At 43.6% G+C, this 26,658-nt stretch carries 29 protein-coding genes; 13 read left to right on the forward strand and 16 right to left on the reverse strand.

Annotated features, from left to right (window positions below):
- Window positions 1-79 precede the first annotated feature (79 nt).
- The 3 genes from DUL71_RS29560 to DUL71_RS29570 are packed head-to-tail and all read right to left on the reverse strand — an operon-like array spanning window position 80 to window position 2,317.
- Window positions 80-1,096, reverse strand: coding sequence for an LLM class flavin-dependent oxidoreductase (locus tag DUL71_RS29560; protein ID WP_114941420.1), 1,017 nt, complete (start codon window positions 1,094-1,096; stop codon window positions 80-82).
- A 45-nt stretch (window positions 1,097-1,141) separates the two neighbouring features.
- Window positions 1,142-1,516: a DoxX family protein gene (locus DUL71_RS29565; RefSeq protein ID WP_114941421.1), complete on the reverse strand. Its 375-nt coding sequence runs from the start codon at window positions 1,514-1,516 to the stop codon at window positions 1,142-1,144.
- 60 nt (window positions 1,517-1,576) lie between these two features.
- The gene (locus tag DUL71_RS29570) at window positions 1,577-2,317 is read right to left on the reverse strand and encodes an SDR family NAD(P)-dependent oxidoreductase (protein WP_114941422.1); all 741 of its coding nucleotides are present in this window, start codon (window positions 2,315-2,317) and stop codon (window positions 1,577-1,579) included.
- Between the two features lie 89 nt (window positions 2,318-2,406).
- On the opposite strand from DUL71_RS29570, the gene DUL71_RS29575 reads away from it, so the two are divergent.
- Window positions 2,407-2,793, forward strand: coding sequence for a winged helix-turn-helix transcriptional regulator (locus DUL71_RS29575; protein WP_114941423.1), 387 nt, complete (start codon window positions 2,407-2,409; stop codon window positions 2,791-2,793).
- A gap of 150 nt (window positions 2,794-2,943) precedes the next feature.
- Here the strand turns inward: DUL71_RS29575 and DUL71_RS29580 are convergent, their stop codons facing one another.
- From DUL71_RS29580 to DUL71_RS29595, 4 genes are all read right to left on the reverse strand, one after another.
- Complete coding sequence (locus DUL71_RS29580; RefSeq protein WP_114941424.1) at window positions 2,944-3,555, reverse strand: Crp/Fnr family transcriptional regulator; 612 nt, start codon at window positions 3,553-3,555, stop codon at window positions 2,944-2,946.
- A gap of 169 nt (window positions 3,556-3,724) precedes the next feature.
- Window positions 3,725-4,471: a pirin family protein gene (locus tag DUL71_RS29585; protein ID WP_161964542.1), complete on the reverse strand. Its 747-nt coding sequence runs from the start codon at window positions 4,469-4,471 to the stop codon at window positions 3,725-3,727.
- Window positions 4,472-4,478: 7 nt separating this feature from the next.
- Window positions 4,479-4,937 carry a DoxX family protein gene (locus DUL71_RS29590; RefSeq protein WP_114941426.1) on the reverse strand — a complete coding sequence of 153 codons (459 nt, stop codon included), beginning with the start codon at window positions 4,935-4,937 and terminating at the stop codon, window positions 4,479-4,481.
- A gap of 193 nt (window positions 4,938-5,130) precedes the next feature.
- The gene (locus DUL71_RS29595) at window positions 5,131-6,552 is read right to left on the reverse strand and encodes an alginate export family protein (RefSeq protein WP_114941427.1); all 1,422 of its coding nucleotides are present in this window, start codon (window positions 6,550-6,552) and stop codon (window positions 5,131-5,133) included.
- Window positions 6,553-6,808: 256 nt separating this feature from the next.
- Between DUL71_RS29595 and DUL71_RS29600 the strand changes: the two genes are divergently transcribed.
- The 3 genes from DUL71_RS29600 to DUL71_RS29610 all read left to right on the forward strand — a co-directional run bounded on the left by DUL71_RS29600 (window position 6,809) and on the right by DUL71_RS29610 (window position 9,915).
- Window positions 6,809-7,414 (forward strand): isochorismatase family protein, encoded by a 606-nt coding sequence (locus DUL71_RS29600; protein WP_114941428.1) that lies wholly within the window; start codon window positions 6,809-6,811, stop codon window positions 7,412-7,414.
- 156 nt (window positions 7,415-7,570) lie between these two features.
- Complete coding sequence (locus DUL71_RS29605) at window positions 7,571-9,082, forward strand: GAF domain-containing protein (protein ID WP_114941429.1); 1,512 nt, start codon at window positions 7,571-7,573, stop codon at window positions 9,080-9,082.
- Complete coding sequence (locus tag DUL71_RS29610; protein ID WP_114941430.1) at window positions 9,061-9,915, forward strand: hypothetical protein; 855 nt, start codon at window positions 9,061-9,063, stop codon at window positions 9,913-9,915. Before DUL71_RS29605 ends, DUL71_RS29610 begins: the two co-directional genes overlap by 22 nt.
- 125 nt (window positions 9,916-10,040) lie before the next feature.
- On the opposite strand, the gene DUL71_RS29615 is transcribed toward DUL71_RS29610, so the two are convergent.
- Window positions 10,041-10,664 (reverse strand): Crp/Fnr family transcriptional regulator, encoded by a 624-nt coding sequence (locus tag DUL71_RS29615; protein WP_208645689.1) that lies wholly within the window; start codon window positions 10,662-10,664, stop codon window positions 10,041-10,043.
- Between the two features lie 115 nt (window positions 10,665-10,779).
- Here DUL71_RS29615 and DUL71_RS29620 point away from each other — a divergent pair, with 115 nt between their 5' ends.
- The 5 genes from DUL71_RS29620 (at window position 10,780) to DUL71_RS29645 (ending at window position 16,933) form a co-directional block, all read left to right on the forward strand.
- Window positions 10,780-11,604: an alpha/beta hydrolase gene (locus DUL71_RS29620; RefSeq protein ID WP_114941431.1), complete on the forward strand. Its 825-nt coding sequence runs from the start codon at window positions 10,780-10,782 to the stop codon at window positions 11,602-11,604.
- A gap of 36 nt (window positions 11,605-11,640) precedes the next feature.
- Window positions 11,641-13,155, forward strand: a complete 1,515-nt coding sequence (locus DUL71_RS29625; protein ID WP_114941432.1) for a GMC family oxidoreductase — start codon at window positions 11,641-11,643, stop codon at window positions 13,153-13,155.
- Between the two features lie 131 nt (window positions 13,156-13,286).
- Entirely contained in the window at window positions 13,287-14,873 is a 1,587-nt protein-coding gene (locus tag DUL71_RS29630) for a Na+/H+ antiporter (RefSeq protein ID WP_114941433.1), read from the forward strand.
- Window positions 14,874-15,088: 215 nt separating this feature from the next.
- Window positions 15,089-16,225 (forward strand): ABC transporter permease, encoded by a 1,137-nt coding sequence (locus tag DUL71_RS29635; protein WP_279629803.1) that lies wholly within the window; start codon window positions 15,089-15,091, stop codon window positions 16,223-16,225.
- A gap of 477 nt (window positions 16,226-16,702) precedes the next feature.
- The gene (locus tag DUL71_RS29645) at window positions 16,703-16,933 is read left to right on the forward strand and encodes a hypothetical protein (RefSeq protein WP_154402513.1); all 231 of its coding nucleotides are present in this window, start codon (window positions 16,703-16,705) and stop codon (window positions 16,931-16,933) included.
- Window positions 16,934-16,975: 42 nt separating this feature from the next.
- Here DUL71_RS29645 and DUL71_RS29650 read toward each other — a convergent pair whose 3' ends face one another.
- The gene (locus DUL71_RS29650) at window positions 16,976-18,247 is read right to left on the reverse strand and encodes a retropepsin-like aspartic protease (RefSeq protein WP_114941437.1); all 1,272 of its coding nucleotides are present in this window, start codon (window positions 18,245-18,247) and stop codon (window positions 16,976-16,978) included.
- A 125-nt stretch (window positions 18,248-18,372) separates the two neighbouring features.
- Here DUL71_RS29650 and DUL71_RS29655 point away from each other — a divergent pair, with 125 nt between their 5' ends.
- Both DUL71_RS29655 and DUL71_RS29660 read left to right on the forward strand, forming a co-directional pair.
- Complete coding sequence (locus DUL71_RS29655; RefSeq protein ID WP_114941438.1) at window positions 18,373-19,188, forward strand: helix-turn-helix domain-containing protein; 816 nt, start codon at window positions 18,373-18,375, stop codon at window positions 19,186-19,188.
- Window positions 19,189-19,257: 69 nt separating this feature from the next.
- On the forward strand, window positions 19,258-19,686 hold the full coding sequence (locus DUL71_RS29660) for a DUF1440 domain-containing protein (RefSeq protein WP_114941439.1): 429 nt from the start codon (window positions 19,258-19,260) through the stop codon (window positions 19,684-19,686).
- A gap of 925 nt (window positions 19,687-20,611) precedes the next feature.
- Here DUL71_RS29660 and DUL71_RS29665 read toward each other — a convergent pair.
- The 4 genes from DUL71_RS29665 to DUL71_RS29675 all read right to left on the reverse strand — a co-directional run bounded on the left by DUL71_RS29665 (window position 20,612) and on the right by DUL71_RS29675 (window position 22,447).
- The gene (locus DUL71_RS29665; protein WP_114941440.1) at window positions 20,612-20,842 is read right to left on the reverse strand and encodes a DUF6965 family protein; all 231 of its coding nucleotides are present in this window, start codon (window positions 20,840-20,842) and stop codon (window positions 20,612-20,614) included.
- Window positions 20,843-20,845: 3 nt separating this feature from the next.
- Complete coding sequence (locus tag DUL71_RS32110; RefSeq protein WP_154402514.1) at window positions 20,846-21,010, reverse strand: hypothetical protein; 165 nt, start codon at window positions 21,008-21,010, stop codon at window positions 20,846-20,848.
- Between the two features lie 50 nt (window positions 21,011-21,060).
- A complete protein-coding gene (locus DUL71_RS29670) occupies window positions 21,061-21,396 on the reverse strand; it encodes a hypothetical protein (RefSeq protein ID WP_154402515.1) in 336 nt (111 codons plus the stop codon).
- Window positions 21,397-22,192: 796 nt separating this feature from the next.
- Window positions 22,193-22,447 (reverse strand): RNA polymerase sigma factor, encoded by a 255-nt coding sequence (locus DUL71_RS29675; RefSeq protein WP_244228875.1) that lies wholly within the window; start codon window positions 22,445-22,447, stop codon window positions 22,193-22,195.
- A gap of 133 nt (window positions 22,448-22,580) precedes the next feature.
- Between DUL71_RS29675 and DUL71_RS32115 the strand changes: the two genes are divergently transcribed.
- Window positions 22,581-22,952, forward strand: coding sequence for a response regulator (locus tag DUL71_RS32115; protein ID WP_244228879.1), 372 nt, complete (start codon window positions 22,581-22,583; stop codon window positions 22,950-22,952).
- 724 nt (window positions 22,953-23,676) lie between these two features.
- On the opposite strand, the gene DUL71_RS29685 is transcribed toward DUL71_RS32115, so the two are convergent.
- From DUL71_RS29685 to DUL71_RS32590, 3 genes are all read right to left on the reverse strand, one after another.
- The gene (locus DUL71_RS29685) at window positions 23,677-24,024 is read right to left on the reverse strand and encodes a hypothetical protein (RefSeq protein ID WP_114941443.1); all 348 of its coding nucleotides are present in this window, start codon (window positions 24,022-24,024) and stop codon (window positions 23,677-23,679) included.
- A 656-nt stretch (window positions 24,025-24,680) separates the two neighbouring features.
- Window positions 24,681-25,967 (reverse strand): Fic family protein, encoded by a 1,287-nt coding sequence (locus DUL71_RS29690; RefSeq protein ID WP_244228876.1) that lies wholly within the window; start codon window positions 25,965-25,967, stop codon window positions 24,681-24,683.
- Window positions 25,901-26,227: a hypothetical protein gene (locus DUL71_RS32590; RefSeq protein WP_244228877.1), complete on the reverse strand. Its 327-nt coding sequence runs from the start codon at window positions 26,225-26,227 to the stop codon at window positions 25,901-25,903. The genes DUL71_RS29690 and DUL71_RS32590 overlap by 67 nt, the downstream gene beginning before the upstream one ends.
- Window positions 26,228-26,361: 134 nt before the next feature.
- Between DUL71_RS32590 and DUL71_RS32120 the strand changes: the two genes are divergently transcribed.
- Complete coding sequence (locus DUL71_RS32120) at window positions 26,362-26,586, forward strand: hypothetical protein (RefSeq protein WP_154402518.1); 225 nt, start codon at window positions 26,362-26,364, stop codon at window positions 26,584-26,586.
- The last annotated feature ends 72 nt before the right edge of the window (window positions 26,587-26,658 follow it).

The following is a 26,658-nucleotide window of genomic DNA, read 5'->3' on the forward strand; positions in this document are numbered from 1 at the left end:
AGGTTTTTACGCTCGTTTGAAATACTCGCCCATATCAGAAATTCTCCACGTTACTACCTTGATTCTGTTTTTTGGAAATTTAAAAGCTGTTGTTAACTAAAGGAATGACTTTTTCGCCGATTAACTCGATGCTTTTCATGAGTTGCTTATGTGTTAATTCAGCATTATCCATTTGAAACGTGACCCTTGATAACCCGCCCAACGCTTCGCTATGCCTAAGTATTTTTTCGGCTGTTTGTTCGGGGTTGCCAACTATGATTGCACCTTCCGGGCCGGCTACCGAATTAAAAGATGCCCTGGTTATAGGTGCCCAGCCCCTTTCTTTCCCCAGTGCTGTGAAAACTTTTGCATAACCGGGAAAATAATCATCTGTCGCTTCCTGACTGGTTTTTGAAACGTAACCTAATGAATGCAGGGCTACTTTTAAATGCTCAGGCTTATAACCGGCCTGTTCGCCTGCCATCTTATACAGATCGATCAATGGACGGAATCGTTTCGTGTCGCCACCGATGATTGATACCATTAACGGAAGGCCAAGTTGCCCCGCCCGTATAAAAGACCCAGGTGTGCCCCCAACACCAAGCCATACGGGTAACTTATCCTGCAAGGGGCGCGGATATACGCTTTGATTTTCAAGCGCAGCCCTGAATTTCCCTGACCATGTTACCTTTTCATATCTGATTATCTGGAGTAACAGATCGAGTTTCTCTGCAAAAAGCGCATCGTAATCTTCCAGCCGGTAACCGAAAAGTGGAAATGCTTCGACCGAAGATCCCCGGCCTGCAACAATTTCAGCGCGCCCGTCCGAGAGCAGATCAAGCGTTGAAAAGGCCTGGAATACCCGTACCGGATCGGCTGCGCTCAATACGGTTACAGCGCTCATTAGCCTGATATTTTTGGTTTTTGCCGCTGCCGCCGCCAGGATCAGCGTATTGGCCGAATCCAGGTATTCCTTACGATGGTGTTCGCCTATGCCGAATACAGCGAGGTCGGCCTGATCGGCCAATACCATCCTTTCCAGCAGTTCACTCAAAACTTTAGCAGGAGATGATTGGTAAGATGCCACCGCCGCGAAGCTGTCAATTCCTATTTCCATAACTTACAGATTATTGTACATTGATTCTATTTCAAAACTTCAGGATCATTTGATGATGATCCTGAAGTTTTTGTCAAGGTAAAGCATGATTGGCGTGGTTACCGACACGTAAAGCGCGTTGAAATAATGGCTGTACTCATGGCGCGACATATGTGCCGTAAATGCGCCAATGGCAAACGGGAATAAAAGCAGCATGCCCAGGTTTCTGAATTCCGGTTTGTACAAACCAAAAAGAACAATAAGCCAGCCTCCCAGTTCGCCATAACCGATAAGGGTGGTCCATATATAATTAAAGCCAAGGAAGTTCATGCCGTCCATCATTGTTTTGGTATGAAAAACTTTTTCGAGTGAGGCGTAACCAAATACATAAATATAATAAGTGATTAAAAGCCAGTAAGCTACTTTTTTGAAGGTTTCCATGATATTAAATTTTAATGGTTGTTAAATTTATTTTGAATTAGAGTTTGTGTTGATATGATCTTAAGCGTTTAAACCGCCATCTACCGTAATGAATGATCCGGTAATGAAGCGGCTTTCTTCTCCGGCCAAAAACGCTACCGTGTTGGCAATATCTTCGGGGCTGCCGTATTCGCCAATTGCTATCCGGGCTTTTCTCAATTCGGCTCGTTCTGTACCGTCGGGGTTCATATCCGTGTTGGTAGGTCCCGGCTGCACGAGGTTCACGGTAATTTTGCGGGGACCAAGATCGCGTGCAAGCCCGCGGGTAAAACCCTGCAAGGCAGATTTACTCATGGTGTACAGGGTGGTTTGCGGACCAATCGCATTTTCGGCCATATTGCTCCCTATCGAAATAATACGGCCTCCCTGCGGCATATATTTAACTGCTTCCTGCGAGCCCATGAACACGGCTCTTACATGGATATCCATGGTCGATTCATAATCCTGGAGCGTATAATCTTCAAAGGGCTTTCCGATATAAATTCCGGCGTTGTTGACCAGAATATCTACACGGCCGTATTCCTGAGCTGCGTACGCGATAACTTTTTGCAAATCGGCCTTATTTGCACTATCGGCCACTAATGGGATCGCTAAACCGCCCTTATTTTTAATCTCAGCGGCCAGTTCCTGTGCCTTTGCCACCGAGTTGTGGTAAGTGAACACTACGGTGGCTCCTTCGGCGGCGAGCTTACGGGTGATGGCAGCACCAATTCCGCGGGTGCCGCCGGTAACTATTGCTATTTTATTTGCTAACTTTTTCATTTTTTTTGATTTGATGAACAAAATTAGGGTGTAAATAATAAATTTGCATGTACTGATAAAATTGTTAAGTACTAACAAAAAAGTAAGAAATGAGAAAATTCACATCTACGAACGCTTTTAATGAAAAGCTTATTAACGATAGTTGTGGCATGGGTAGGGCCTTAAACATTGTTGGAGGCCGTTGGAAACCCGCCATATTATACAAGCTTCATAATGGTACCATGCGTTATGGTGAGTTAAGAAAATCTATCGAGGGCATTTCCGAGCGAATGCTGGTAGCCCAATTGCGTGAACTGGAACAAGACCAGGTAATTGAGCGCATCGTATACCCGGAGGTGCCGCCGCGCGTGGAGTACCGAATGACCGAGTTAGGGAAAACTATGGGTCCCATGCTTGAAGCGATGTCTGAATGGGGAGATATCCACCGCGCAAACGTTGCCGATAAATATGGCAATCCGGGAGATGGAGAGAAGTAATAATTTGCCCGTGCAGGGTGAAGGCGCCTACCCGACAGCGTTAAGTTATGTGACATGTTAGCTATAGAGGTATAGTTGCGCTTGTAATTTAACCAAGCGTCAAACGGTGATAAAATGGTTAACTGTTTAAAGAAATGCAGCGGAAATAAATCAAAAACTTCCGGTTGTAATTTCGGTCATTTTGCTCCTGATGGTTTTTGCACGAACCGTATTGAAAAATTCGGGCGTAAAACCGAGGTAGCTTGCTATATGCTTCTGGGGAATCCTCCGGTCAAGTTCCGGGTACCTGTGCCTGAAATAGTTATACCTTTCGCAGCCACTCAGCGATAAAAGCTGGATCTGTTTTAAATGGATGGTAGCAAGCGAATTTTGATAGGAGATCCGGAAAAAACGCTCAAGCGCTGGGATCTCTTTCAACAACGATTCAAGCGCTATGTTGGAAATATGTACCAGTTCACAATCTTCGAGCGCTATGATGTTGCATAGTGCCGGGGTATTAAATGTTCGGCTGTATATATCAGAGATCCAGAACCCCTCAATCGCGAAATAAGTATTATGCTCCATTCCCTTTTTATCAAGATAGTACGTACGCAAGCAGCCCTTGTTTACAAAATATTCATGCCTGGCGTCTTCACCCGCCCGTACCAAAAATTCTCTACGTTTCAGTTTTTTGATGCTCAACAACGAGCATAGTTTTTGTTCTTCCTGTTCGGTAAGTTTGGTATGACGGCGGATGGTTGATAAAAAGCGGTTGAAATCCATAAGTTCAATAAGGTAGAAGTCTCAAATTTCATTACTTTATGGATAAAATAAAATTAAGTTACCTTAAGTTTTTTGTTCTTACGCTGGTGCGTTGTTCCCGGTTATAATCCCAAAAGTGATACCTGTAAATATCACATTTGGGACTAACTCACAGACAAAACTAAATAGCTCAGGCAACAGGATGGCCGCTTATAAACAGCAAATGCGAATCTGATCCCGCTTTAAATACAATCTCCGACTGATCATCTGCGCTTCCGAATGCTAAAGTATCATTCGTATTCATCAGGCTTTTCCCTGCGGATGTTTCTATCTCCATACCACCGGACAACAGGTAAACGGTGCCGTTCCAGTTAGATGGCAGCAAGTGTTTAAAGTTCTTTCCTGCTTCTATCTTAATATCCAGAAAAGTAATGTCTTCGGGTGTTTTTATTGGGTTTATCAATCCGTTTGTTGAACCCATAACAACTTTAACTTTTATGCCACCGGCTTCTGAAACCGGCATTTTCTCAACCGGGATCAGTATGCTTTTCGGCGGTAGGTTCCGGGTTTCGGCAGGGATCTCCAAAAACAGTTGTAAGCCATGGATTTTCGCATTGGGTTCTTCCGGAAACTCGTGATGGGTCACGCCGCTACCTGCCCAGGTCCAGAGCAGGCTGCCTGTGGATATGGTAAGGTCTTCACCCATAGAATCCTGGTTATGGTAAGGAGCCGAGTCATCAAAAAGATAGCTCACAGCCGACATGTGGCGGTGTTGGTGAGGACCGAAAACGTCGCTGCTTAAGCGAAAATGGTCAAAGCCCATAATGGGGCTGGATAAGCCGGCGTAATCATTCCTGTTTGCCCTGAATGCCGAAAATGACGCGTTACCGGTTTGGGCAAGTTTAACAATCCTTGATTGTTTTAACTCAGATGTCATAATCATATTATTTGTTTTTATTAGTGAACAAAGTGTCTATGCCCGCTTTCCCGCTGCCTGCCACCAGTAATGACACCAGCATACTCAGCATCAGTATATGGTATTCAAACCCTTCTCCTTTTAATAAACCGTACCAGTTCATGAAAAAGCCTATGTGTATGTGTACCATCAAAATCATCCCCATCACGAGGCAAATACAGGCGAAAGCGAATAACCTTGTAAACAAGCCTGCCAGGATGAAGACGCTGCCAAAAAATTCAAGAAAAATTACCAGGAAGCCGATTAGCGGCGGCAAACCCAGCGATGAAAAATAGTTCATAGATCCAGTGTAGCCAGATCCTTGGAACCAGCCGGTAAATAATTGCGCCCCATGCGGGAACATCACGATAAAAAACGCGATCCGTAAAACGAGCGGAACAGCTGAACCTACATCCGTAGCCGTAATTTTTTCGATTAAGGTTTTCATATATTTTAATATTATTATCAAACAAAACTATTGCGGTGATGGCTATCTGTTATTAAGAAATCTTAAGAAATAATGCGTATCTTTCATGACTAAAATAAATCATATATTGTTCTGGTAATCAATACGTTTTCCTCAAATAGAAGCAGTAGTAGCCTGGCTATCCCATACTTGATTGCTATCAAATTTTTCATATTCAGAAGTGTAGGTTTGCGCTTATGCCCGTATACCATATATCATGGCCTGCTGCCGGTACGGCTTTTAAAAAAGCTCCTCTTTTATAATAGGTGGCGATACCTGTTATACTAAGCCTGTTGCTGTGCTGGTAGGCCGTAACGAGGTCATACATCTGGCCTATGGATCGTTTGGAGTTAGAAGCCGGAATAAAGGAGATTCCACCGGGGTTATAGATGCCATCGCCCGTTGATTGCCGCCACAACCTGTAATAGCCCCCGGTGATATGGATTTTTGTAAAGGGCTGTATGCCGCTTTTAAGGTGGATCAGAAACAGGTTCGATGCGCCCGCGTTATCAATAAAACCGTAATAAATGGCTTTGGGATAAATGGGGTTGAATGTTTGCAGGTCAGGATCGGCAGCGTTTTTATCACCGCTCGACATGGCCGACTGTAGCGAAACGTCGGGTTTTATCCGCCCCGTAAATTGATGTGTTATGGTTTGGGTCACTTTCCAGGCCAGGATACTTCCGCTGCCAAATGTGCCCAACTGAAGATCGGCCTCGGTATAGGCCGACCAACCCTTTTTGGCAAATGTAAGCCCTGTTCCTATGGTATGCCGTTTATCAGTACCGGCACCCTGGGTAAATACGGCGTTTTGCCGGTTAGTGTGGATATAAAACACATCGGCCTTATTGAGCCAGCCCTGCTGAAAATTTTGTGTAAACCATGCGCCCACTATCTTTTGAGAAGCGTCTATCTGATCGTCAAAAAAACCGGGATTGGTTTTCATCAGCTCCATCGCGAAAACATCCAGCTTGCTGTCGCCTTTTACCATTATAAATTTGGCTCCGGCAAATGAACGGTGAACGTTAGCGTCGCGGATATCTAATAAACTTCCCACTCCGTAATGAAGCGCCTGTTCGCCAACCCGGAGTTTCAATATGGTGTTGTTTGGCGTTCTGGCGGTGTACTCGGCAAACAGTTGGGTAAAGGCCAGCTTATTTAGATCCTGGATGGGGCGCGGGCCGCCATTGCGGCCGCTTAGGGAGCTCGATTCTATTTCGCCGAAAAACCTGACATGCTTGTTGTACCGGAAATCCGTATGCAGCAAAACGCGGTGTAAAAAATAGCCGTTATCATCCTGCGGACCAATTCCCCACAAATAGTTGCTGAAACGGTCGTAACCTTCGCGCAGCGAGCCGCCTATGCTGATAAATCCTTTGTTATGGCGTATTGGCAGGTGCCCTATATGGGAAAAAAAATCCTGGGGCGGATCAGTGCTTTTATGAGCCGGCCAATATTCTTCGGCCGCGTCGGGCAGGTAGCCTGTTTTTACAGAATCCCTCGACTGGCAAAAAGCATCGTGACAAAACCAGGGGGCGAAAATAATTGAGGCCGCTAAATACTTGCTGAAGCCCCAGGGGAGTAGTTTCTTCTTCATGTACGATTGCTGTTGGTTTGCTCAGCAAAACTCCGTTTTAGCGCAAAGCCGGGAATTAAGATTTCTTAAGTTTTTAAAATCACGGGTAATGTGCTTGAAAAAATATTGCGCCTATTTGATTGGACGGGCGCTAAAAAGCTTTTTAACCCATGATTAAAACATAAGATATCTTAATTTTTTTGACTGCCCTAAACCTCAACTTTGTAGTGTTGAAAGTAATTAACAAGCAAAAACAAACACTAAAATTCATTCTGACATGAACACACAACCTTCAAAACTGACTGCAGACAATTCACTGGTTATCCTGATCGACCACCAGCCTGGCTTATTGATGAACTGCAAAAACATTGAGCCGTTAACTATTAAAAATAATGTTGTTGCTTTCGCAAACGCGTTAAAAGTGTTGAATGTACCAACCATCTTAACCAAACAAAGCCTCGGCGGTTTCGGGCCGATCACCAAAGACCTGGCCGACGCGCTACCCGATGTTGAACATGTAGACAGAACCATTATTGATGTATGGCAGGAACCTCGGATCCGTAAAATGATTGAAGATTCGGGCAAAACCCACATTGTGCTTGGCGGTATCACTTTAGAGGTTTGCGCCATGTTCCCTTCGCTTTCACTTCGCGAGGCCGGCTACCAGGTTTATACCGTAATGGATATTTCGGGTAGCCAGGGAGATGATATTGCAGACTGGGCAGAGTCAAGATTGGTACAGGCAGGTGCCATCCCTGTTAGTTTTACCGCCGTGTTAATGGAGATGCTGGCCGATAATTCGCGCCCGGAAGCAGCCGGTGTTTACGGAGCGCTTAGCGCAAGCTGGGGCCTGCCTGTTTTCCTGGCTGAATACAATAAATAAATGTTTCGCGCGATGCGATGCTAATTGCCGATACACGCTGCCATCTGCCTTTTATTTACCTATAAATTAAAAAGGCGTGTATCCTGAAACCGCTTCATAGTAATTCATGAAGCGGTTTCCTTCCTTCACTCCCTCATCATCTCATAAATTACTGCTATGGATCTAAAACGATATAATGATAGTCCGGTGCGGACAAGAATTTCATTTCACGTTATTATTGAGCGCCTAAAAAAAGTTGCTGAAGAGGGGGCTGGCTTCCGTTCGGAAAGGGCCCGGCAGGTGTTAACACGCGTTGCCCCGCATAATGTATTATATCACGGCACCACAGATCCTGATATACTCATTGAACACGAGGACCTTATAGCCGAGATATTAGCCGATATTTTTCCTGCCATGTTGAGTGATAACGAAATAAAAGGGATTACTGTCCCTTTTCAAAATATCCTGCTGAACCCAACCAACCGGCTGCAACGGATTTTGCAGGAGGCCGGGTCTGATTTCAACCTTGCCATAAGAGGGTATAACCATCACCAGTTTTATGTGAACACCTGTTGTCTTATTCTGAACACCCATTACGGTGCCAACTTCAATTTCAACAGGTCGCTGTTTTATGATATCCCCAACGCGCAGGGCATTATGAAGCATTATCGTATTTTATACAATACCGACTTTATGGAGCTTTCGCCCACTGATAAAGCTGTAGACATAACGTCACGTGATATCGAAATTTTAAGAGATAATTTCGACAACCTGGAACTTTGGAAAAAATATTTTCCTGAAGATAGCTGGAATTACAAAGGTTTTGCTATCGTGAACCTTTTTGACGCCACCCTGGAGAACGCGGTATCGGCGCTGAAAGGAACTTTGCTTGGCAGCGGCTATGGCACAGATCTCCAATGCCGGATGTTGCAGGTATTTCGTTCCGTTTACAGAATCCCTGACCTTGATATCGGTTTCGCATCGTTTGATAAAGCTGAAAATAAATTCAGTTTCAATACGTTCAGTCCCGGGTTTAAAAGTTATCTCTTAAAGGATGAAAAGGAAGAAGAATGTATCGTGTTGCTTAAACTTGTACAACAGCAAAAGTACGTAGCCATATCAAATATTGCCCAACTGCTTTACGAAGAGCCGGGCAATGGAATGTTACGCCGCCTGGCCGACCAGGGTATTCAGAGCATCATTTTATCGCCGGTGGTAAAAAACGGGCACCAGTTAGGCATCATTGAGCTTGTTTCATCAAAAACCGGCGAGCTTAACAGCATCAATGCCAATCAGCTTGAGATAATGATGCCTTATATAACTGATGCATTTGAACGCCAATATAACTTTATGCAAAGCCAGATCCAGGCACTTATTCAAAACGAATACACCACCATACATCCAAGCGTTTGCTGGAAGTTTCGAAAAGAAGCTTTAAGGGCTTTACTGGCAAGGGCGGCACAAAGCGAGTACACCTTGAAATCGGTCAGATTTAGCGCAGTTACGCCACTTTACGGGCAAATTGATGTAAAAGGCTCATCCGATAAGCGCAACAGCAGCGTGCAGCTTGATCTGCTCGTGCAACTTATCGCGGTGGTCAGGCTTTTACATCACCTGCCCGCTGATTTATTGATGATTTCGATCTTAAAATCAGCACCCTGCAAAAAATGGCCGATGACGCGCGCTTGACGTTAAGGGCTGATACGGAACAGGCCGCGCAAAATTACCTTGAATCACAGATCCACCCGGTATTAATTAAGCACAAGGCCATTAACCCGGCGGCAATAAATAATTATTTTGTTCAGGCAGAGCGAGGAGGCGATTACCACCTTAACCGACGCATGTATGATGATACATTGACACTTATCAACCAAAAAATGGCTTCGGTGCTGGATCAGGCTCAGCTTGCTGCACAAAGCGTGTACCCGCATTATTATGAGCGTTACAAAACGGATGGCGTTGAACATAACATGTATATAGGCCAGTCAATATCCCCGGCAAAAAAATATGATATTAATATGCTTTACAACCTGCGGCTTTGGCAGTTGCAGGTGATGTGCCAAATGGAACTGGAATACCGGGTTTTAAAAGATAACCTCCCTTACCAGCTGGATGTGGCATCGCTTATATTGGCTTACAACCACCCAATGTCAATCCGTTTCAGGCTTGACGAAAAACGTTTTGATGTGGACGGAAGTTATAACGCCCGTTTTGAAGTGATTAAAAAGCGTATTGATAAGGCACGGATCAAAAACTCGGCGGAGCGCCTAACAAAGCCAGGCAAAATGACCATTGTTTATACCAATAGTGATGAAGAAGCGGAATACCTGCGCTATATTAACTTTTTGCAGAGCCGAAAGCTGTTTGAAGATGACCTGGAGATACTGGAAATTGAAGAACTTCAAGGGGTATCCGGTTTGAAAGCGATACGTGCAGGAATTAATTATGAAAATGATCCTGCGCATTTTAAATTTACCAGTTTCGATGACCTGGTTTGTGAAGAGCAGGTAATTGTGGGTTGACATTGTTATTAGACAACCCAGTCAAAAAAATCGACATAGCAAAGGCGCCTGATAAGCGCCTTATTTTTTTGCCGGTATAGGTGAAGGTATCATTGGCTCATAAAACAGGAAACATTTCCCTTTTTTCACATTTTAAAATTCGATAAAATGTATCCTTTTCTGTTGCTGCGCATCACCTTTGCATGAACGGTATTAAAAAACTCGGGCGTTAAACCTAAAAAGGTGGCAATGTGCTTTTGCGGTATGCGGTTGGCAACCTTGGGATAACGCTCCCTGAAGTAAATATAACGTTCTTCGGCGGTCATGCTCAGCATTTGCAAGTTACGGAGGTGCTGGTTTACCAGCGATTGCTGGTACGACATACGGAAGAAACGCTCCAGCGCCGGAACTTCTTCCATGAATTTTTCAAGTGCAAGGTGGTTTACCTGGATCAGCTCTGAGTCTTCGAGCGCTACAATATTACAATAGGTCGGTGCCATCTGAGTGCGGCTGTACAGATCTGAAATCCACCAGTCTTCAATGGCGAAATACAAATTATGCTCGGTGCCCTTCTGGTCAACAAAATATTCGCGCAAACAACCTTTGTTTACAAAATATTCATCGGTGCATACATCGCCCTCTCTTAAAAGAAATTCTTTCTTTTTGATCTTTTTTATGCTGAGCAGTAAGCAGAATGCTTCTTCCTGTTCAGGGGGCATCAGAACAAAGCGCCTGATGTTCCGCAAGATATTTTCATATAACATATCCATTCAATTACAATTAACAACTTACAAAAGTTGCTGCTTTAAATGGGATAAAAAGTAAGATATCTTAAGTTTTTTTAAAGGACGATCCAGGAATTTTGTGATATCAAAACAAATACCCATGATAAATCTGACAAAAGGACGAACTGAATTTCAATCTATTGGCAACACCTATCCCATTGCTGGTAACATCAGGCGGGAAGACCTGTTTATTGCAAATACTCCTTGCTCCTGGTTCTGGCCAGATGGTGCCGATACGGATAACATTGCTATCTATATTCACGGGGGGGCGTTTATTTTTGGTTCCGTCGCTTCGCATGCACCGATGGTAAGCTATATCGCCCGCGAACTGAACCGTAGAGTACTGGTGATCGATTATCGACTTGCTCCGGAACATCCGTTCCCGGCAGGCCTTACGGATTGCATTGAAGTTATCAAAGTGGTTTGCTCGCAAAATCCTGATGTTGGCTTCGGTATCATCGGCGATAGTGCCGGGGGCAACCTAAGTTTGGCCGTTAACCTCGTATTACAGCAAACAAACTGCCCGACGCCGCGATATACCATCGTAATTTCGCCATGGGCCGACCTTGAGTGTAAAAACGAGAGCTACATCCGGAATAAACTTACAGACACCATTCTTGAAAAGGCTTATTTAATGGAGGCCGCCAGGCTTTACACCTCTGAGCCGGATCTGTCAATACCACTTTTATCGCCTGTGAATGCCGATTTTAATGGATTGTCTCCGGTATTGATATTGGTTGGCACCTATGAAATACTTGAAGATGACGCGTTGAATCTGCACCGCCGGCTTACAGCTCACGGCGTGCAGGCTGAGTTGCAAAGCTTTGAGCAGCAATTGCATGTATGGCCTTTTATGAATATCGATACCGATGCATCCCGCGATGCTTTAAAAGCAATGGCAAAATTTGCCCTAAAACACAGCTAAAACATTTATCTACTTAAAAACAAATACGTAACAATTATGGAAAACAATTCAGCAATAGTATATGACGTGATTATTGTAGGCGGGGGATCTGCCGGAGCGGTAATGGCCAGTCGTTTATCTGAAGATCCGTCAAGGAAGGTTTTACTGCTTGAGGGAGGCAAGGCTTATGCCCCTGATGCTTACCCGGAGGTTATAGCCAAAGCAGATCATGTAACCGGCGATAAAGACCACGACTGGGGCTATATGGGCGATACCGGCATTGCCGGTCGTAAAATACACGCTTTTCGCGGCAAAGTGCTGGGCGGCAGCTCGGGCGTGAACGCGGCGGTGGCCATGCGTGCCCGCAAGGCTGATTTTGATAAATGGGTGAAACTGGGTTTGAATAACTGGGATTTTGAAAAGGTTCTGGAAACCTATAAGCTGATGGAAACTACAATGGATGGCGAAGATGTCATTCGCGGCCGAAGCGGTTTGTTCCCCATCCGCCAGGTACCTACAGAAGAGTTGACGCCGGCCCTTAAAGCGTTTGTTCTTGCCTCCGAACAGCAGGGATTTAATAAGGTTGCTGACTTCAACGGATATAAACAGGATGGGGTGAGCCCTTACCCGCTCAATGTGTTGAACGGCATACGGCAAAACACCGGCATGACCTACCTTAATGCTGAGGTACGTAAGCGCGCTAACCTTACCATCATAGGAGAGCAAACAGCCGACCGCGCGCTGATCGAAAAAAACAGGGTTTATGGTATCATAACGGCCGATGGAACTGAATACCTCGGCAAAGAAGTTATACTGAGCGCGGGCGCTTACGGCAGCCCTGCTATATTGATGCGTTCGGGCATAGGGCCTAAAAATGATCTTGAGGCTTTGGGCATCAAGGTTGTAAAAAACGCGCCTGTTGGCCAAAAGCTTTACGAGCACCCTTTTTACTATAATATTTATGAACTAAAAAAAGAGGCGAACGCCATGAGCCCAGCTGCAGGTGCCATTTTATGGACACGAAGCAGCAATGCGCCCGATGACGAATTGGACATTCACGTATCGGCAACCCATCTTTTTGATCCGTCGCTTACGGAGACAGGGGGCGCTATTGTTTTGGCCTGTGCCGTTACGACTCCTAAATCAAAGGGCTTTGTAAAACTACAGAGTTCGGACCCGCTGGTTGCCCCTGTTATCGAATTTAATATGTTTAAGGAAGCAGATGACCTGCACCGGATGATCGAAGCCGTTAAGATGTCAAGAGGTATCGGGCTTAACGCCGCGTTTGTGCCGGTAAAACAGCGGGAAATGACACCCGGTGAGCTGGTTAACGACGATGTAGAACTCACTAAGGCTATTTTAGAGCAGATTGACGGTTACCAGCATCCTACATCAACCGTTCCCATGGGCTTGGAAAGCGACCCGGAAGCCGTAGTTGATGGCTGGGGCAAGGTTTTCGGTATTGAAGGGTTGCGCGTTGTTGATGCTTCGATAATGCCTTACATTGTTTCTGCGCCGCCAAACGTAACAACGGTAATGATGGCAGAACATATCAGCAAAAACGTGTACTAAGTAAAAGTTTCCAGGTGGTCCCGCTTCAATGGGATAAATAGTACAAATGTGTAGGTCGTTTTTATCAGTTGGTTGATTGAAACGGCCTGCATGTTCTGCATTGGTTTAATCTATCTCCTAAAAACAAGAATATGCTTCAAGATCATCTGCTCGTTATATTAGCTTTGCTTTTTGTAACATCAATGCTGGCTTTGCTTAGCGAACGTGCAAGAATTTCGTACCCGATACTGCTTGTATTAGCAGGTTTGGCTATAAGTTTTATTCCGGGTGTGCCGCCTGTTAAGCTAAACCCGGACATCGTTTTCATGATCTTTATGCCGCCGCTGCTTTATTCGGCGGCCTGGTACACATCATGGTCGGCGTTCTGGAAATTGCGGCAGCCAATAGGGCAGTTGGCCTTCGGGCTCGTGGTCTTCACCGCGACGGCGGTAGCGTTTTTCGCACACTGGCTTATCCCTGATTTTTCACTGGCTCTTGGTTTCCTGCTGGGCGGGATAATATCACCACCCGATGCAGTGGCTGCTTCATCCGTTTTTCAGAACCTTAAGGTAACTAAACAGGTAACCACAATTTTGGAAGGTGAAAGTCTTATCAATGATGCTTCCAGCTTAATCGTATTCAGGTTTGCATTGGCGGCTTTATTTACCGGTAAGTTTGTGATTTGGGATGCAGCGGGTAGTTTTTTTTCGGTGGTTTTCTTCGGCGTGCTTGTAGGGCTGGCTATTGCACATGTTGTTTACGCTATTCACCGGTTTTTGCCAACAACTCCTGGCATCGACACAGCTTTGACCCTCATTTCACCATACCTGATGTATTTAACCGCTGAGCATTTCGATTCTTCAGGGGTACTTGCGGTGGTAGCAGGCGGTTTGTTCCTCTCCTTCCGCTCGTCGGATATTTTTTCGTATAATTCCAGACTGCAGGGCGATACAGTTTGGAACGTGCTGGTATTTCTATTAAATGGAGTTGTGTTTATCATGATCGGGCTTCAGCTGCCAGATATTATTAAGGGAATTGGAGGTTATTCGATACATAAATGCATTTACTTCGCGGTAGCCATCAGCCTGCTTACTATTGTGATTCGCATTATCTGGGTATTTCCGGCGGCTTATTTTCCCTTGTTAAGCAAAAGATTTTTAAAATCAGACAAAACAGATTTGAGCTGGAAAAACGTATTCGTTGTTGGCTGGAGTGGCATGCGTGGCGTGATGTCGTTGGCTTCGGCCCTGGCGGTACCGCTTACCCTGGCCGATGGGAGCGCGTTTCCGCACCGTAGCCTGGTACTTTTTATCATTTTTGTAGTGATCCTGTTCACCCTTATTTTGCAGGGCCTGAGCTTACCTTATATTTTAAAAGCAATGAAACTGCCGGTTAATGATGATGATAAATTGCAGGAAAAACAGATCACTTTTCAGTTGGCAACCGTAGTGTTAAATTATATGAATAACAATTGCAGGAAAGAACTTATCGAAACCCCTTTATTTCGCCGGGTTAAGGAAAGATATGAGCAAATAGCCGAAACAGCCAGCAATGAACTCAAAGAAGGTGAGCCAGACGGAACAACCGCAAAAAAAAGATGTGATATGTTGCTGGATATCATCGATGTTCGGCGAAAGGAGTTGGAACGCATGCAGCGCAGACGGGAATTTACTGATGAGTTGATTCGTATTAAACAAAAGGAGTTAGATATCGAAGAAGCCGGAGTCATGGGTGGCTGATAGCCTGTTCGTTTAATAATGATAATTGAAATGTGACAGTCACTTTACCAGATTCTGTTTATAAAGTTTAGAGGCGAACTTTAAAACATTGTATTCTTTGCTACGGCACAATACTCGCCGGGTATTATCCCGCGAGGATTCTTTCTGGCTATCGCATATTAAGCGTCATTAAAAATCAAATCGGTCATAATAACGCTCAAAATCGAAGCGTCGTTTTGCGTAAAGGGTTCACTATTACCCAATTCATCATAGCGCAATTTTTTGTCATGTGTACATTTTTTGTTGGAAAGCAAATTTACTATGCATTGAATAAAAACTTAGGCTACAAAAAAGATGCGATTTTAATTATTGAAACGCCTTGGCAAAACCAATCCATGCAGGTGCAATATTTCTTCAAGGAAAAATTGAAACAAATATCCCTAATTGGTCAGGTAAGTATGGGCTTAGATGCCCCAGCTTCCGAAAACAACAACATCACGAAAGCTTCCTATAATGCCGGGGGGCATGAGACAAATGTTGACGTTTTAATCAAATCAGGAGATGAAAACTATACAAAAATTTATGATCTAAAAATATTGAGCGGCCGCAACCTTACCATTGCAGATACAATAGGTGGAGTTCTTATAAACACAAAATTAGCACACGAATTAGGAGTTAAAAATTATGTTAATGCAATAGGTAAAGAAATAAATGTCGAAGGGGGACGATGTAGTGTTATAGGAGTGATTGCCGACTTTTATCAATCGTCTTTGCATGATCCAATAAAACCGTTGATTATATCAACGAGGGGAGGCCAATATTCTAATCGTATATTTCATATCGCCTTAAAGTCTCAGTCAGGAAATAATGATTGGAATAAGGCTATTGTTGGAATTCAGGCCGCTTGGAAACAAGCTTATCCCGAATATGATTTTGAGTATCGGTTTTTCGATGACAGTATATCACACTTCTATGAAGGCGAACATAAAATAATTAAATTGTTAAACTGGGCCACCGGACTATCGATTTTTATTAGTTGTTTGGGGTTACTCGGCTTGACTATTTACACAACAAATCAGCGGAGAAAGGAAATTAGCATTAGGAAAGTAATGGGAGCTACAACCATCCAGTTAATGGTGATGCTCTCTAAGCAACAATTAATGCTCATATTAATCGCTTTTTTTATAGCTGTTCCTTTTGCGTGGATGGCAATGAATAAGTGGGTCCAGAGCTTTAATGATCGCACAGCAATTAGTTTGTGGATATTTGCCATTAGTGGTGGATGCGTTTTGATTATCGGATTAATAGTATCAGGTTATCAAACTTTACGCGCGGCCATGGTTACTCCGTCAATTAATTTAAGAGCTGAATAAGGTTTGTGATATTAGTTTCTCCAAATACATATAAATGTTCATTCACATATTTACAAGCGAAACTGTGTAGATCATAAAAAAAGTTGCCAATATATTGACAACTTGCCTAAAAAAAAGTGGTCCCTACTTTACATATCTCGGGCTTTTTTCTACTTGATTTATGCTTATTTACTAATTCATACTTATAGTCGATTTATCGGAAACGAAGGCATAAAAAAAGTTGCCAATAAAATTGACAACTTGCCTAAAATAGTGATCCCAGCAGGAATCGAACGCCAAGTGTGGTTCGAAAACGCCCACCAAGGGATCGTTAAAAGTGCGCTAATTCGCTTAAAACGCGCATTTGATCTAAAAAGTGGTTTGAATTCCGCCCAGGTAGGGAAGCAATAAGGCCTCACAGCAATGTGACGCTTTGTTGTTTATTTGATTCCCTAAAGGTAATCCGGTCATGCACGCTCGGTGTTTATCAATCGCAAAATGATCAAAAAGCTGCCGGGTTTTATTCGGGACGAGCCTCTTGTGGTTGCGGATGAAAAGGGCCAGATTCATTGCATCACCATTGCGGTGCGTGAAAGCGAAGCTGCATTGAAGTTAGCCAAAGTGAATGTGCAAGCCGAATACCGGCGGCAAGGTTTCAACTTAGCCGCTATGCTCGAACAGCTCGACAGCCGGATGGAACGCGGGCAGTTCCGCAACCTGGAGGATTAGAAAGGTGAAGCTAAATTGCGAAGCGATCGTTCGATGGGCGGCTCAATTTACGTCCAGGCGCATACTGGTAAAGTCAATTGTTAACTTTTGGAAATCGCAGAAGATATCCAGCCCCATATTGCCATAGAACAAATCGGGTTCCATACCCACCGGCGTTGTGCGCACGCTGATTTCCCTTATTGTGAACGCTTTGCTGTTGACTTTAAGGCTTATTTCCGGAAGTTTGAAAGCTTCGGCAGTATTGATCGTGCCGCCGACGCCCCCGGTGCGCAGTTTGTAAGGTTTGCCGGAGGCCCTGATCAATTTTTCGAAACGCTTATAGAACGGTTCATAAAGTACTGAGGTGCTGGCGCCGCTATCGAAACGGAAGGGCAAATGCTGGCCGTTCACGGTGTATTCAACGATCGGCATTGCGCCATCCAGCGCCATATTTGAATCTTGGTTAGTCAAGGGGTTCAGCGGTATCTCCAAGCGGCCATCTTGGTAAAAGCTCATTTGCCTGAGCTGCGCAATTAGGGGCTCACCGATGATGCCCTGCTGCCGGTAAGCTGCTTGCTTGAATTCCAGCATATCGTCTGGTAAAAGCAGGAATACCACGTGACGCATCAGGACCGGCCCGAGCCACAGGCTGTCGGCTACCGCCAGCGAAGATTGCATTGTTTGTCCTGTTGTTCCTGCGCCGAGATCAAGCTTCACCGGGTAAACCCGCATATGCAGCTTTTTGGCGCTGCTTTCCGTGATGACAGAGATGTTGGCCCCGGTATCAAATACGAGATCGCAGGTATCGGTACCCCTTCGGACCGGTACCTGCAACAGCCCGATCTTATCTTTTTGCCAGTGCAGGATGGCAGTTTGGTGCCGGATGATTTGTTGTTGCGGCACCTCGGCGATAGCGCCCCATAATGCGATGCTGTTTTCAAGATCAGCGCGTTCGGCGCGATCCGTTTTACAATACGTGATGATAGAACGGTAAGTGTCTGCCGCTTTTTGATAACGGTAGTTTTTGATGGCATTATCCGCTTCGAGGTTAAGCAGCGCTTTGCGCAGGCTATCCTTCAAGGTATTCTTAAAGTTCTTGCGTAACAAAGCAATAACTTGATCGGACGCTTTCGGGCGGTTAAACGCGTTATGAAGCACCGCCTGGTAGAATAGCCGGTCAGCGGGCTGGAGGCTTTTGTTATTAGCCGCAAGTTCGCTTCGCAGCTGGAAATAATCCTTCCGGCGGTAAAGTTTAGCCAGCGACGACTGACCGAACGAAGCCAGGCAGGTATGGCATAACAACAAAAAAAGAAGTCGGCGCAGGCAGCTTTGCATGGGTCTAAGTTACGGAAATCGATGGCCTTATAAAAAGTTGTGGCACAGCACACCATCTCTTTGTCAAAAATTCCGGTGCAGCGAACCAGAGTGGAACTTCTGCGTTGGATTCGGTAACTTCAGTTATGTATTACACCGAATACCAGCCTGCGGCAGCCCTGGAAGGGGAAATTGATGTGTACTGGGTGCTTGACGCATCGGTCGCGTACCGACCGTCCGGCCGGAGGATCTATGCCGATGGTTGTTCGGATATCATCTGCAATGCCGGACAGGGCAATGCCCGTTTTTACCCGCTAGAAGGGAAAAGTAATGAGATCGTTTTAGAACCAGGTGACCTCTACCTGGGCGGCACCATGACCGCTTATGGCGTATTGATTACTGATCCGGAGTGCCTTTTAACCGGTATTCGCTTCCGGCCGGGAGGATTCTATGCACATTTTCCGCAAAGCATGGAGCCTGCGGTTGACGCTACCCTTAAATTTGAGGATCAAGGCCTCTGCAGCCTGATGCGCACTGCTGAAGACCTATGTCCGAAACTGGACCATTGGTTAACGGGACGTCAGATCAGGAAATCAGCCGGCAACACAAAATATGATTTCGAGCAGTTACGACAGCGCATGATCGATTCTGTTGGCAGGGTCGCTGTCGAAGCGCTCGCGGATGAAATGTGTGTGAGTCAGAAAACCCTGGAACGTATCTTCAAGCGCAATGTGGGCATACCACCCAAGGGCTTTCTCCGCATCATCCGTTTTCGGGCGCTACTAAAGCTTATACGCGAATCGCCGGCTAAAGACTTCAGCAACCTTCTTCAAATGGCCGCAGACCTGGGTTATCATGATCATGCACACCTGACCCATGAGTTCAGGAAATATGCCGGCCTTACGCCCTCCGAGTTAGCTGACTTTTGTAAAACCGGTATCGACGGCGGTCAGTTCTTCTAAAACTGTCGAATTTTTACAAGGCCGCATCATGGGATGAACGGTAATTTTGGTCAGTAATTTCAAGACGATATGACGAAAATTATCCTTACCTGGCCGATTGCAGGTACGCTGGACTTTGCCGGCGCAAGCTTAATGTTTATTTTACAAACCCATAAGAACCCGGGGTTGTTATTAAAAGCCATCACAGCTGCAGCTATTGGCCCCCGCGCATTTGATGATGGTAAAACTATGGCCATGACCGGTTTATTGCTGCACTATGTCATCGCCCTGGTATGGACAATAGATTATTTTGCTGTTTTTACCCGACTCTTTACTTGTACAGCGGTGTTTATAAATGCTGTGGTTTACGGAATTTTTATCTGGGTGATCATGATCCTGATGGTCCTACCGCTTTCCAAGGCAGAACCTCGACCGTTTTCGCCGGTTATGGCGCTCATCAATATGGCGATTTTGATCCGGGCCATCGGTTTACCCTGCGGCGTCGGCGCCACATTTTAAGTGATCGACTGATATACTGAATATCAAAAAAGCGGCCGCTTGCATAAAAAGAGTTTAATGGTCAGGAATCAATGTCTAAGACAAACGGTTTGAGTTGTTAATTAGCAGATTAAGCGCTGCTAATAATCGATGAGATCGAGGATCTCATTGCGAAATACTATAGTATTATTAAAAGCATTATAACCTCTGTTCGGAAAATCCGGAGTCATTGATCACTCTGTCACGGAAGTGCAAATAGCTAATTTCTTAACACTTGGCTATAGTAATTTATTGATTATTATTAGCGATTTTCTTAATTGCTTACACAACTTGGTGCTCCAAAGCGCACGGAATAGCCTGGTCAAGCCTTACTGAATGTGCAGTTGGGTGGCCGGATTTGGTCGGGTGGCCGGAATTAGAGCCAGCTTCCAAAAAAATAGCCACGCCCTATTCAAAGCGTGGCTTAATGTTAGTTATTTAATACCCCTATTAAAATAACTTAAAGTAAAAATACATTATTTCGAGAATTGTTTCATTTGTAATTATAAAAATACAAAAGCCCATCTGGGACGGGCTAAGGTAGACATAGAGCCTATAGGGGTATTAAATATGCTTATGTTGGTTGTACAAATTTAAGTTATTATAAATTTATTGAGCGAATAAAACGAATGAACTAATTGTAAAAAAAGCTGCGGCTTTTTTAATTAATTACTAATAATAGTAGAAATTTCGAGGCCATTGATCCACCTATTCCGAAAATGCAGTCAATCGATTCCGTAACACTCATGATCAAGCTTATTTATTCACTTATAGAAATGACTTCGAAAACCCGAATACATAAATCGGTGCTCTAAATCCCTCAAAACAGCATGGTCAAGCCTTCCGGAATCTCCAATTATTCAGGCTTAACGACGATTTAGCCGGCTTAAGCCAAACGAAGCGCGACTTAATCAAGGTAAATAACGCTTACCTTACCAGCTTTGATCATCTCACGCAATTTCATTAGCCTGTCGTGGAACGGGACTGACACTTTTGAATCGGGCGGATAACTGCTCAACACATTTAAATGTCCTCGAACAAATAACTGCGGATCTGCAATAGTCTCTCCAGGCCCTAAATGGATAGGGCCTTCTAACTTCATTTTTGAAAAGTAGATTTTTAATTCGTCCGTATTCATGACTTACTTACCTTCGTCTGGTTTAATAATCTTGGTAACCTCATTGATGATATTACTGGTTTCGGGCGCATCTTTACTGCTGATATAGCCGGTTTGGCCAGCGTCAAAAATTGATTTTGATACATCGCGCATTAATAAGCTACGAGTTTCCTTGTCTTCAGTTCCCATAGTTTGTATAAAGAGTTTATATGAAGATAGTGTGTTACCTCGATGTTTGTTCAAAGTATATAGATGCATTTTAAATTACACTGTTTAACAATAAAGGTTATCAAAAAATGAAGAAAACTAATTGCTAATAGCCTTCTCACGTAGCTTAATGTAATTATAGTCGGAACTGTAGAATCAGATAATAGTAGTATCTTATCTTCTTCAACAAGAAAAACTACAAAAAGAATAATAACAGACGCTATACCGACTAACCAACGCATACTATCCTTTTTTATCACATTGGCGTCATCGATGAAAATTTTTGCATACTGTTCACTGACTTCTTCCCCAGCTTTTTTCTGTAATTGTTCAAGTAACTCATTCCCTTTAGATAATTGTAATTCCATATCCAGTTTAAGCAGAGGCAACCCATATCAGATCTTTTGTAAAACTCAGCCGTGACATTGTTAACTAGGGCGGTGCATGTTTGATTTCCATTCTGAAATGGCAAAAAGTCGTGTGGTATCTATGCAAGTGGTTTGCCAAAAAAGACTTTTGACTTTTTCTTTGAGCTAAGGTTTAATTATGAAATAGAAAAAGCCCACTCGAAAGCGGGCTTTAAGCTTAACTATTGCTTCGGCTAATATGACATTTACGGCATCTTATACGGTGTACTTGCGGTCTGAGTTACTGAAATTCTGAGGCAAATTGAGCATCAAATGAGCCTATTGAGTTATCAATGTTATCTTCCGTTGGAATGATACAACTATTGGCCTCCCTGAATTGACTAAATGATACCACAAAACACAACCCTATTAACATTTCCGTTACTAAACTTCTTGGTATTTACATTCTCGTTTATGTCGTAATCAGCATCAAGGATTTTGATGCCAGGTATTCCCTCATCAGATTATTGATATCGTCCGGGGAAATGGTATTCAAATTTTTGGTAAATAGATATTCCCAATTAATTCCTGGGGATGCTTCTTCGTTTAAAAATAAGCGTTGATACTCTTTTACAAAACTCGCTGATGATGTTTTGTCTTGTTCGTTTACGCTATTTTGTAAATTACGGATGTGATTTTTCTTTACACGGTCGAATTCACCCGATATGATCGCTGATGGTAGACCTGGAAATTCCTAAGATTCGTGAAACTTCTTCGTAACTTTTCCCTCAATCTTGCATAAAGTATAAACCTATTTTCATTGTGGAGGTAACTTTTCGATGCTTTCAAGCACAAATATTTCACTTTGTTTATAAGCTAATGCTTCTTCAACATGAGTATAGATCTCAGTTCCTATGAAACTTAAGTAGTCTTTTAATTTTTTTTCTACATTTTCTTTGCGAAGTGCAGAATAGACCATATGTTTTGAAATTTTGAAAAGATAGGATGTAAACGATTGTTCTAAGCCGATTTGTTCTCTCTTCTCCCAAGTTTTTATAAATACTTCTTGCAAGATTTCATTGGCGTCCTCTTCCGATTTTACAACCTTTAATATATTATACAACCGCTTCCGGCTGCTGTCACGGCTTGGCGATATATGTGATCCTGAGCATCACCGCAACAAAACACGCCTTCCACATTTGTCCATCATTATTGCAGAAGATCTCCCTATCGTGCGTGAGTTGTTGTGTAAGTTGCTTGGTATGGAAAAAAGTTTGGAGATCGTTAGTGTTGTAGCGGATGCGGAATCAGCCCTGCAACTTTTCGCCGGCGCCCTGCAGGCGGACCTGCTATTGACCGACCTGCAGATGGACGGTATGAACGGTATCGAATTAGCAGCCAGGTTACGCAGAGATTTTCCGTCTTTACTCATTGTTATGCTTACCTTTTTTCCGATCGAGATCGCTGCTCCCAAAGCATTAGCCACCGGTGCGGACGCGTGTTTGTCGAAGGACGGCGATCTCGACGAACTATTGGCCGTAATCCGACGGCTCAGTCCACCCGGCGCTGTATGCTGATCGTGATGCGGGTAAGTACGATATATCTTCGCATCTTAAAGTAGTGACAAACCATTCACGAGAAGGGTTATAAATATCAATGGCTGATACTCCCGGCTCTTGAATTTGTTTATAAGTAACCTGATTTGTGGTGCTGTCTTTGGGTAGTTGATGGATAGGTATTAAATCCTGACCAAAAAGAGTAAACGGCAATAGAAATAAGATGATGAATAAGGTTCTTTTCATATTTAATAAGGGTTAACTTACTCAAGTTTACCCTATTCATATAGAAATTAATGTTCTTCAGTACTTTTTTCTACGACTCAACCGCCTTATTTGAAAAATTACGACTGCAAAAAGGACAGTTACTGTCGTATAAAATTCGAAATTTTGAAAGGGTGTACCGACAGACAGAGAATCTGCTGCTTTTTGAATTTTAGTTACCATTTGCCATAGGTTAGGTATCAATAATATACCAAAGATACATTACATTTACAACTATAAGGAGTAAAAAAATAATTATACTAATACGACGGACCTATATAGCATGTCAAATAGTAATATTGGCCTATGATAGGTAGCTTTTTTATAAATATATAATATGGAATTTAACGAGGAAGACAGAGAAATTTTAAGTTTAGCACTGGTGTTTCTTACGCTGACTGCTATATGTTTTGCTTTTGCTTTAAGTTCCCATTCCAACTCCCGTTGAGATACCACAGGGCGGAGATCTGGTTGTTGTTCTCTATCCGGCATCCTGAACTTTGATATCAACTATGTTATTTTCGAGGTGACTAATGAAATAAGATGCAGAAACGCTTACGACATTTGATTCGAGAATCCCTTGTTGCGCCGGATTTGCAATAATAAAACTGCCATTTTTAATTCTGATTTCTCCAATAATTCCTCCGGCACTTTCGAGAGTAAAAAACTTGGCATAATAAATAACCCCTGTACTTTTATTAGTGAATGAAAATACTCCCATACTATAAGTTCTCCTTTGAAAGGTTATATCAAATATTTCATTATTGAACTGATGATTCAATAAATCATTAATAAAACTTTTTTTCGTGAGGTAGAATTTAATAATCATTATCCGGGATGGTTTTATTTATTTATTCAAAAATAAAAAAGCCTCCCAAAACACTTGCTGCTTGAGAGGCTAACCTAAACTTAATTTTTAGAATGTTTAATCTAAGTTTCAAACTTACGCTTATAAATCCGAACTATTGCAGTTAAACCCACAACCACAGCAATGAATAATTCGAATGAAACGTTTTAAATCATTTACTGTTACATTAGGGATTGGATAACACACTCGTTCTTTATAAAATGCCCTGTTCGTCATTAGCAGGGTATTCTTTATTTATGGGGTTTTAGAAATACTAAACTCTCTTAATTGGTTTTCTGACCAAATAGTAAAATCAATATTATATTTCAATTCTCTAATCCTGTTAATACATTCAACAATCATCGGTTGTACAATTGTAACCCTCCCTTAGTTCGGACTGGTATTTTATAGACTAATTTAATTAAAAATATAATTGTTGTTGATTGAACTGTGGGGATTGGATATTTCGGACGGTTTGACCAGGCTATTCCGTGGGCTTTGGAGCACCAGGTTGTGTTACCAATTAAGAAAATCCCAATTAGTAATCAATAAACTACTATGGTCAAAGTGTTACGGAATTAGCTGTTTGCTATTCCGAAACAGGCTGATCAATAACTCCGGAATGTCCAATGTTAGCATTAAACTGTCGCCGCCGGTTTACCTGCCACGGTTTGGCTAACAAGTTTTGCAATAAATCCCGCTAAGGCTTTGATGTCGCCGCCTACACTGGCTGCTTCCAATGATTTCATGTAAGCTTCGCGCTGTTCTACGGGAATTACCGTCCAGGGGTAACCGCCTGATGCCAGCATTGCGTTCATTAGAAACCTACCCATCCGACCGTTGCCATCCATATAGGGATGAATGTAAACAAAGATAAAATGTCCTAACACAGCTCTGACTGATGCTTCAGGTTCCTGTTCGAGTAGCTCAAAAAGCAGGGGCATGGTATCTCTCACCCCTTCGACATCCACTGGCACGTGTTTGGAGCCGCCAATATAAACCTGATGATTACGGTAACCAGCCAAATCTGAAGGTCTTAATATACCAGCCGTTACACTTGGGCCAAATAGTTCCCGGTACCAGCCAGCATGGTCGCCGTCAACTGCCGCCCCGGCATTTTCACCGTCTAACACTCGTTTGATGGTATTTTCAACTTGCTGAAATGCCAGCCAGTAGCCCCTTGCGGCCATTGCATTGCGTTCCCGGTGGTCATCCGCATTTCCTCGGACATTCCATTGGCCACCCCTGACACGCTCAATCAATTCCGGTGTAACCTGGTAACGTTCAATCGACAAAGAGTGATAAGCATCGTTAACGTAAGCGTCTTCAATGCTTTTCAAGTAGGCCGCTTTGTCGGCAGGTATGCCGGGCGCTGCTGGAAAAACCGCTAATACCTGTTCGCGCATTTGCTGCCACAGTAACCTGATCCGGTTGGCGTAGGGTGACCGGTCTCTAAAAGATAGTTCTGCAGTAAGTTGCGTTTCAAATGGGTCCGTCTCCCGCACCTCATAACCGGCGGCGCGCATTGCATTCAATATATCATCTGCGATCCGCTGCTGACCCATACTGCGGAAAGATCCCGCCAATCGTCCGGCGATAACACTGTGTCCACCCTCTAATAAAATACCTAATACATCCGCTGCGTTTCTAATGAGCGCAAGGGCGGTCCGGGTATCTGTTTCTGCTTGGGTATAAATGGCCGGCGAACAATAAACCAGTGCAGCGGGTAAGGTGAACATGCGGATACCATTAACCATCATCCGCTGTTCCTCCGGCGGCAAATTGCCTTGCAAATGAAACAGGGACGTATGATGCAGTAAGTTAGTATTAAAATTAGTGGCAGCGGGCGCTTTGATCATCAACTGGGCCGGCACTGCATGATTGCCCACATGCCATTGCAGCGAGTGATCAGCATTATAATCCATTGATCGCCATACCGGCTTTCCAGATAGCGTGCGCAAAAGTCCCAATAGTTCGCATACCAGGAAGTGGTGTCACCAGCCCGTTCATTAGGCCTGGCTGGAATATACCAGGCCCGTACCACTTCCTTCAAAAACCCTTGTTTTGTGAGTAAGCTGCGATGCTGATTGCTTAATTCGTCGGTATGAATTGCAATTAGTCCGCGTTGTTGTAACGCTTGTAATGCCGCTAATGCTGCTGCTAATTTTTCTGACGGTGTTGCCATTGATAAACACGATAACGAACATAAAGCGCAAAACGCGCAAAACGTTTAGGGCGAAAACTATAATAAAGATACGGACAAAAACTATAATAAACGAACGAATCAAAACTATAATAAAGATGCGGACAAAAACTATAATGAAAAATAGAACAAACCGGGTGCGACCCAATGTTACGGGTGAAGATTTTCTGGAGAGGGTACCCGATGAAAAAGCAAAAGCTGTTTCCCGCGGGTTTTTGGGGAAACATCCTATCGATGAGCTATACTTTCAAAAACTTAAATCAGGATTAAAAAGATTACTTCCGAAGAAGATCATTAATCCAGGATTAATTATCCTATTGGGCTTAAATGAGCTCGGCTAAGCTCATTGTGAAAAGATGAGATTCAGGAGAAAGTCCCGGCGGCGAGCGCTTTGGGGTTTTTATTTTTAACGG

Source organism: Mucilaginibacter endophyticus, from assembly GCF_003351025.1.
Classification (GTDB): domain Bacteria; phylum Bacteroidota; class Bacteroidia; order Sphingobacteriales; family Sphingobacteriaceae; genus Mucilaginibacter; species Mucilaginibacter endophyticus.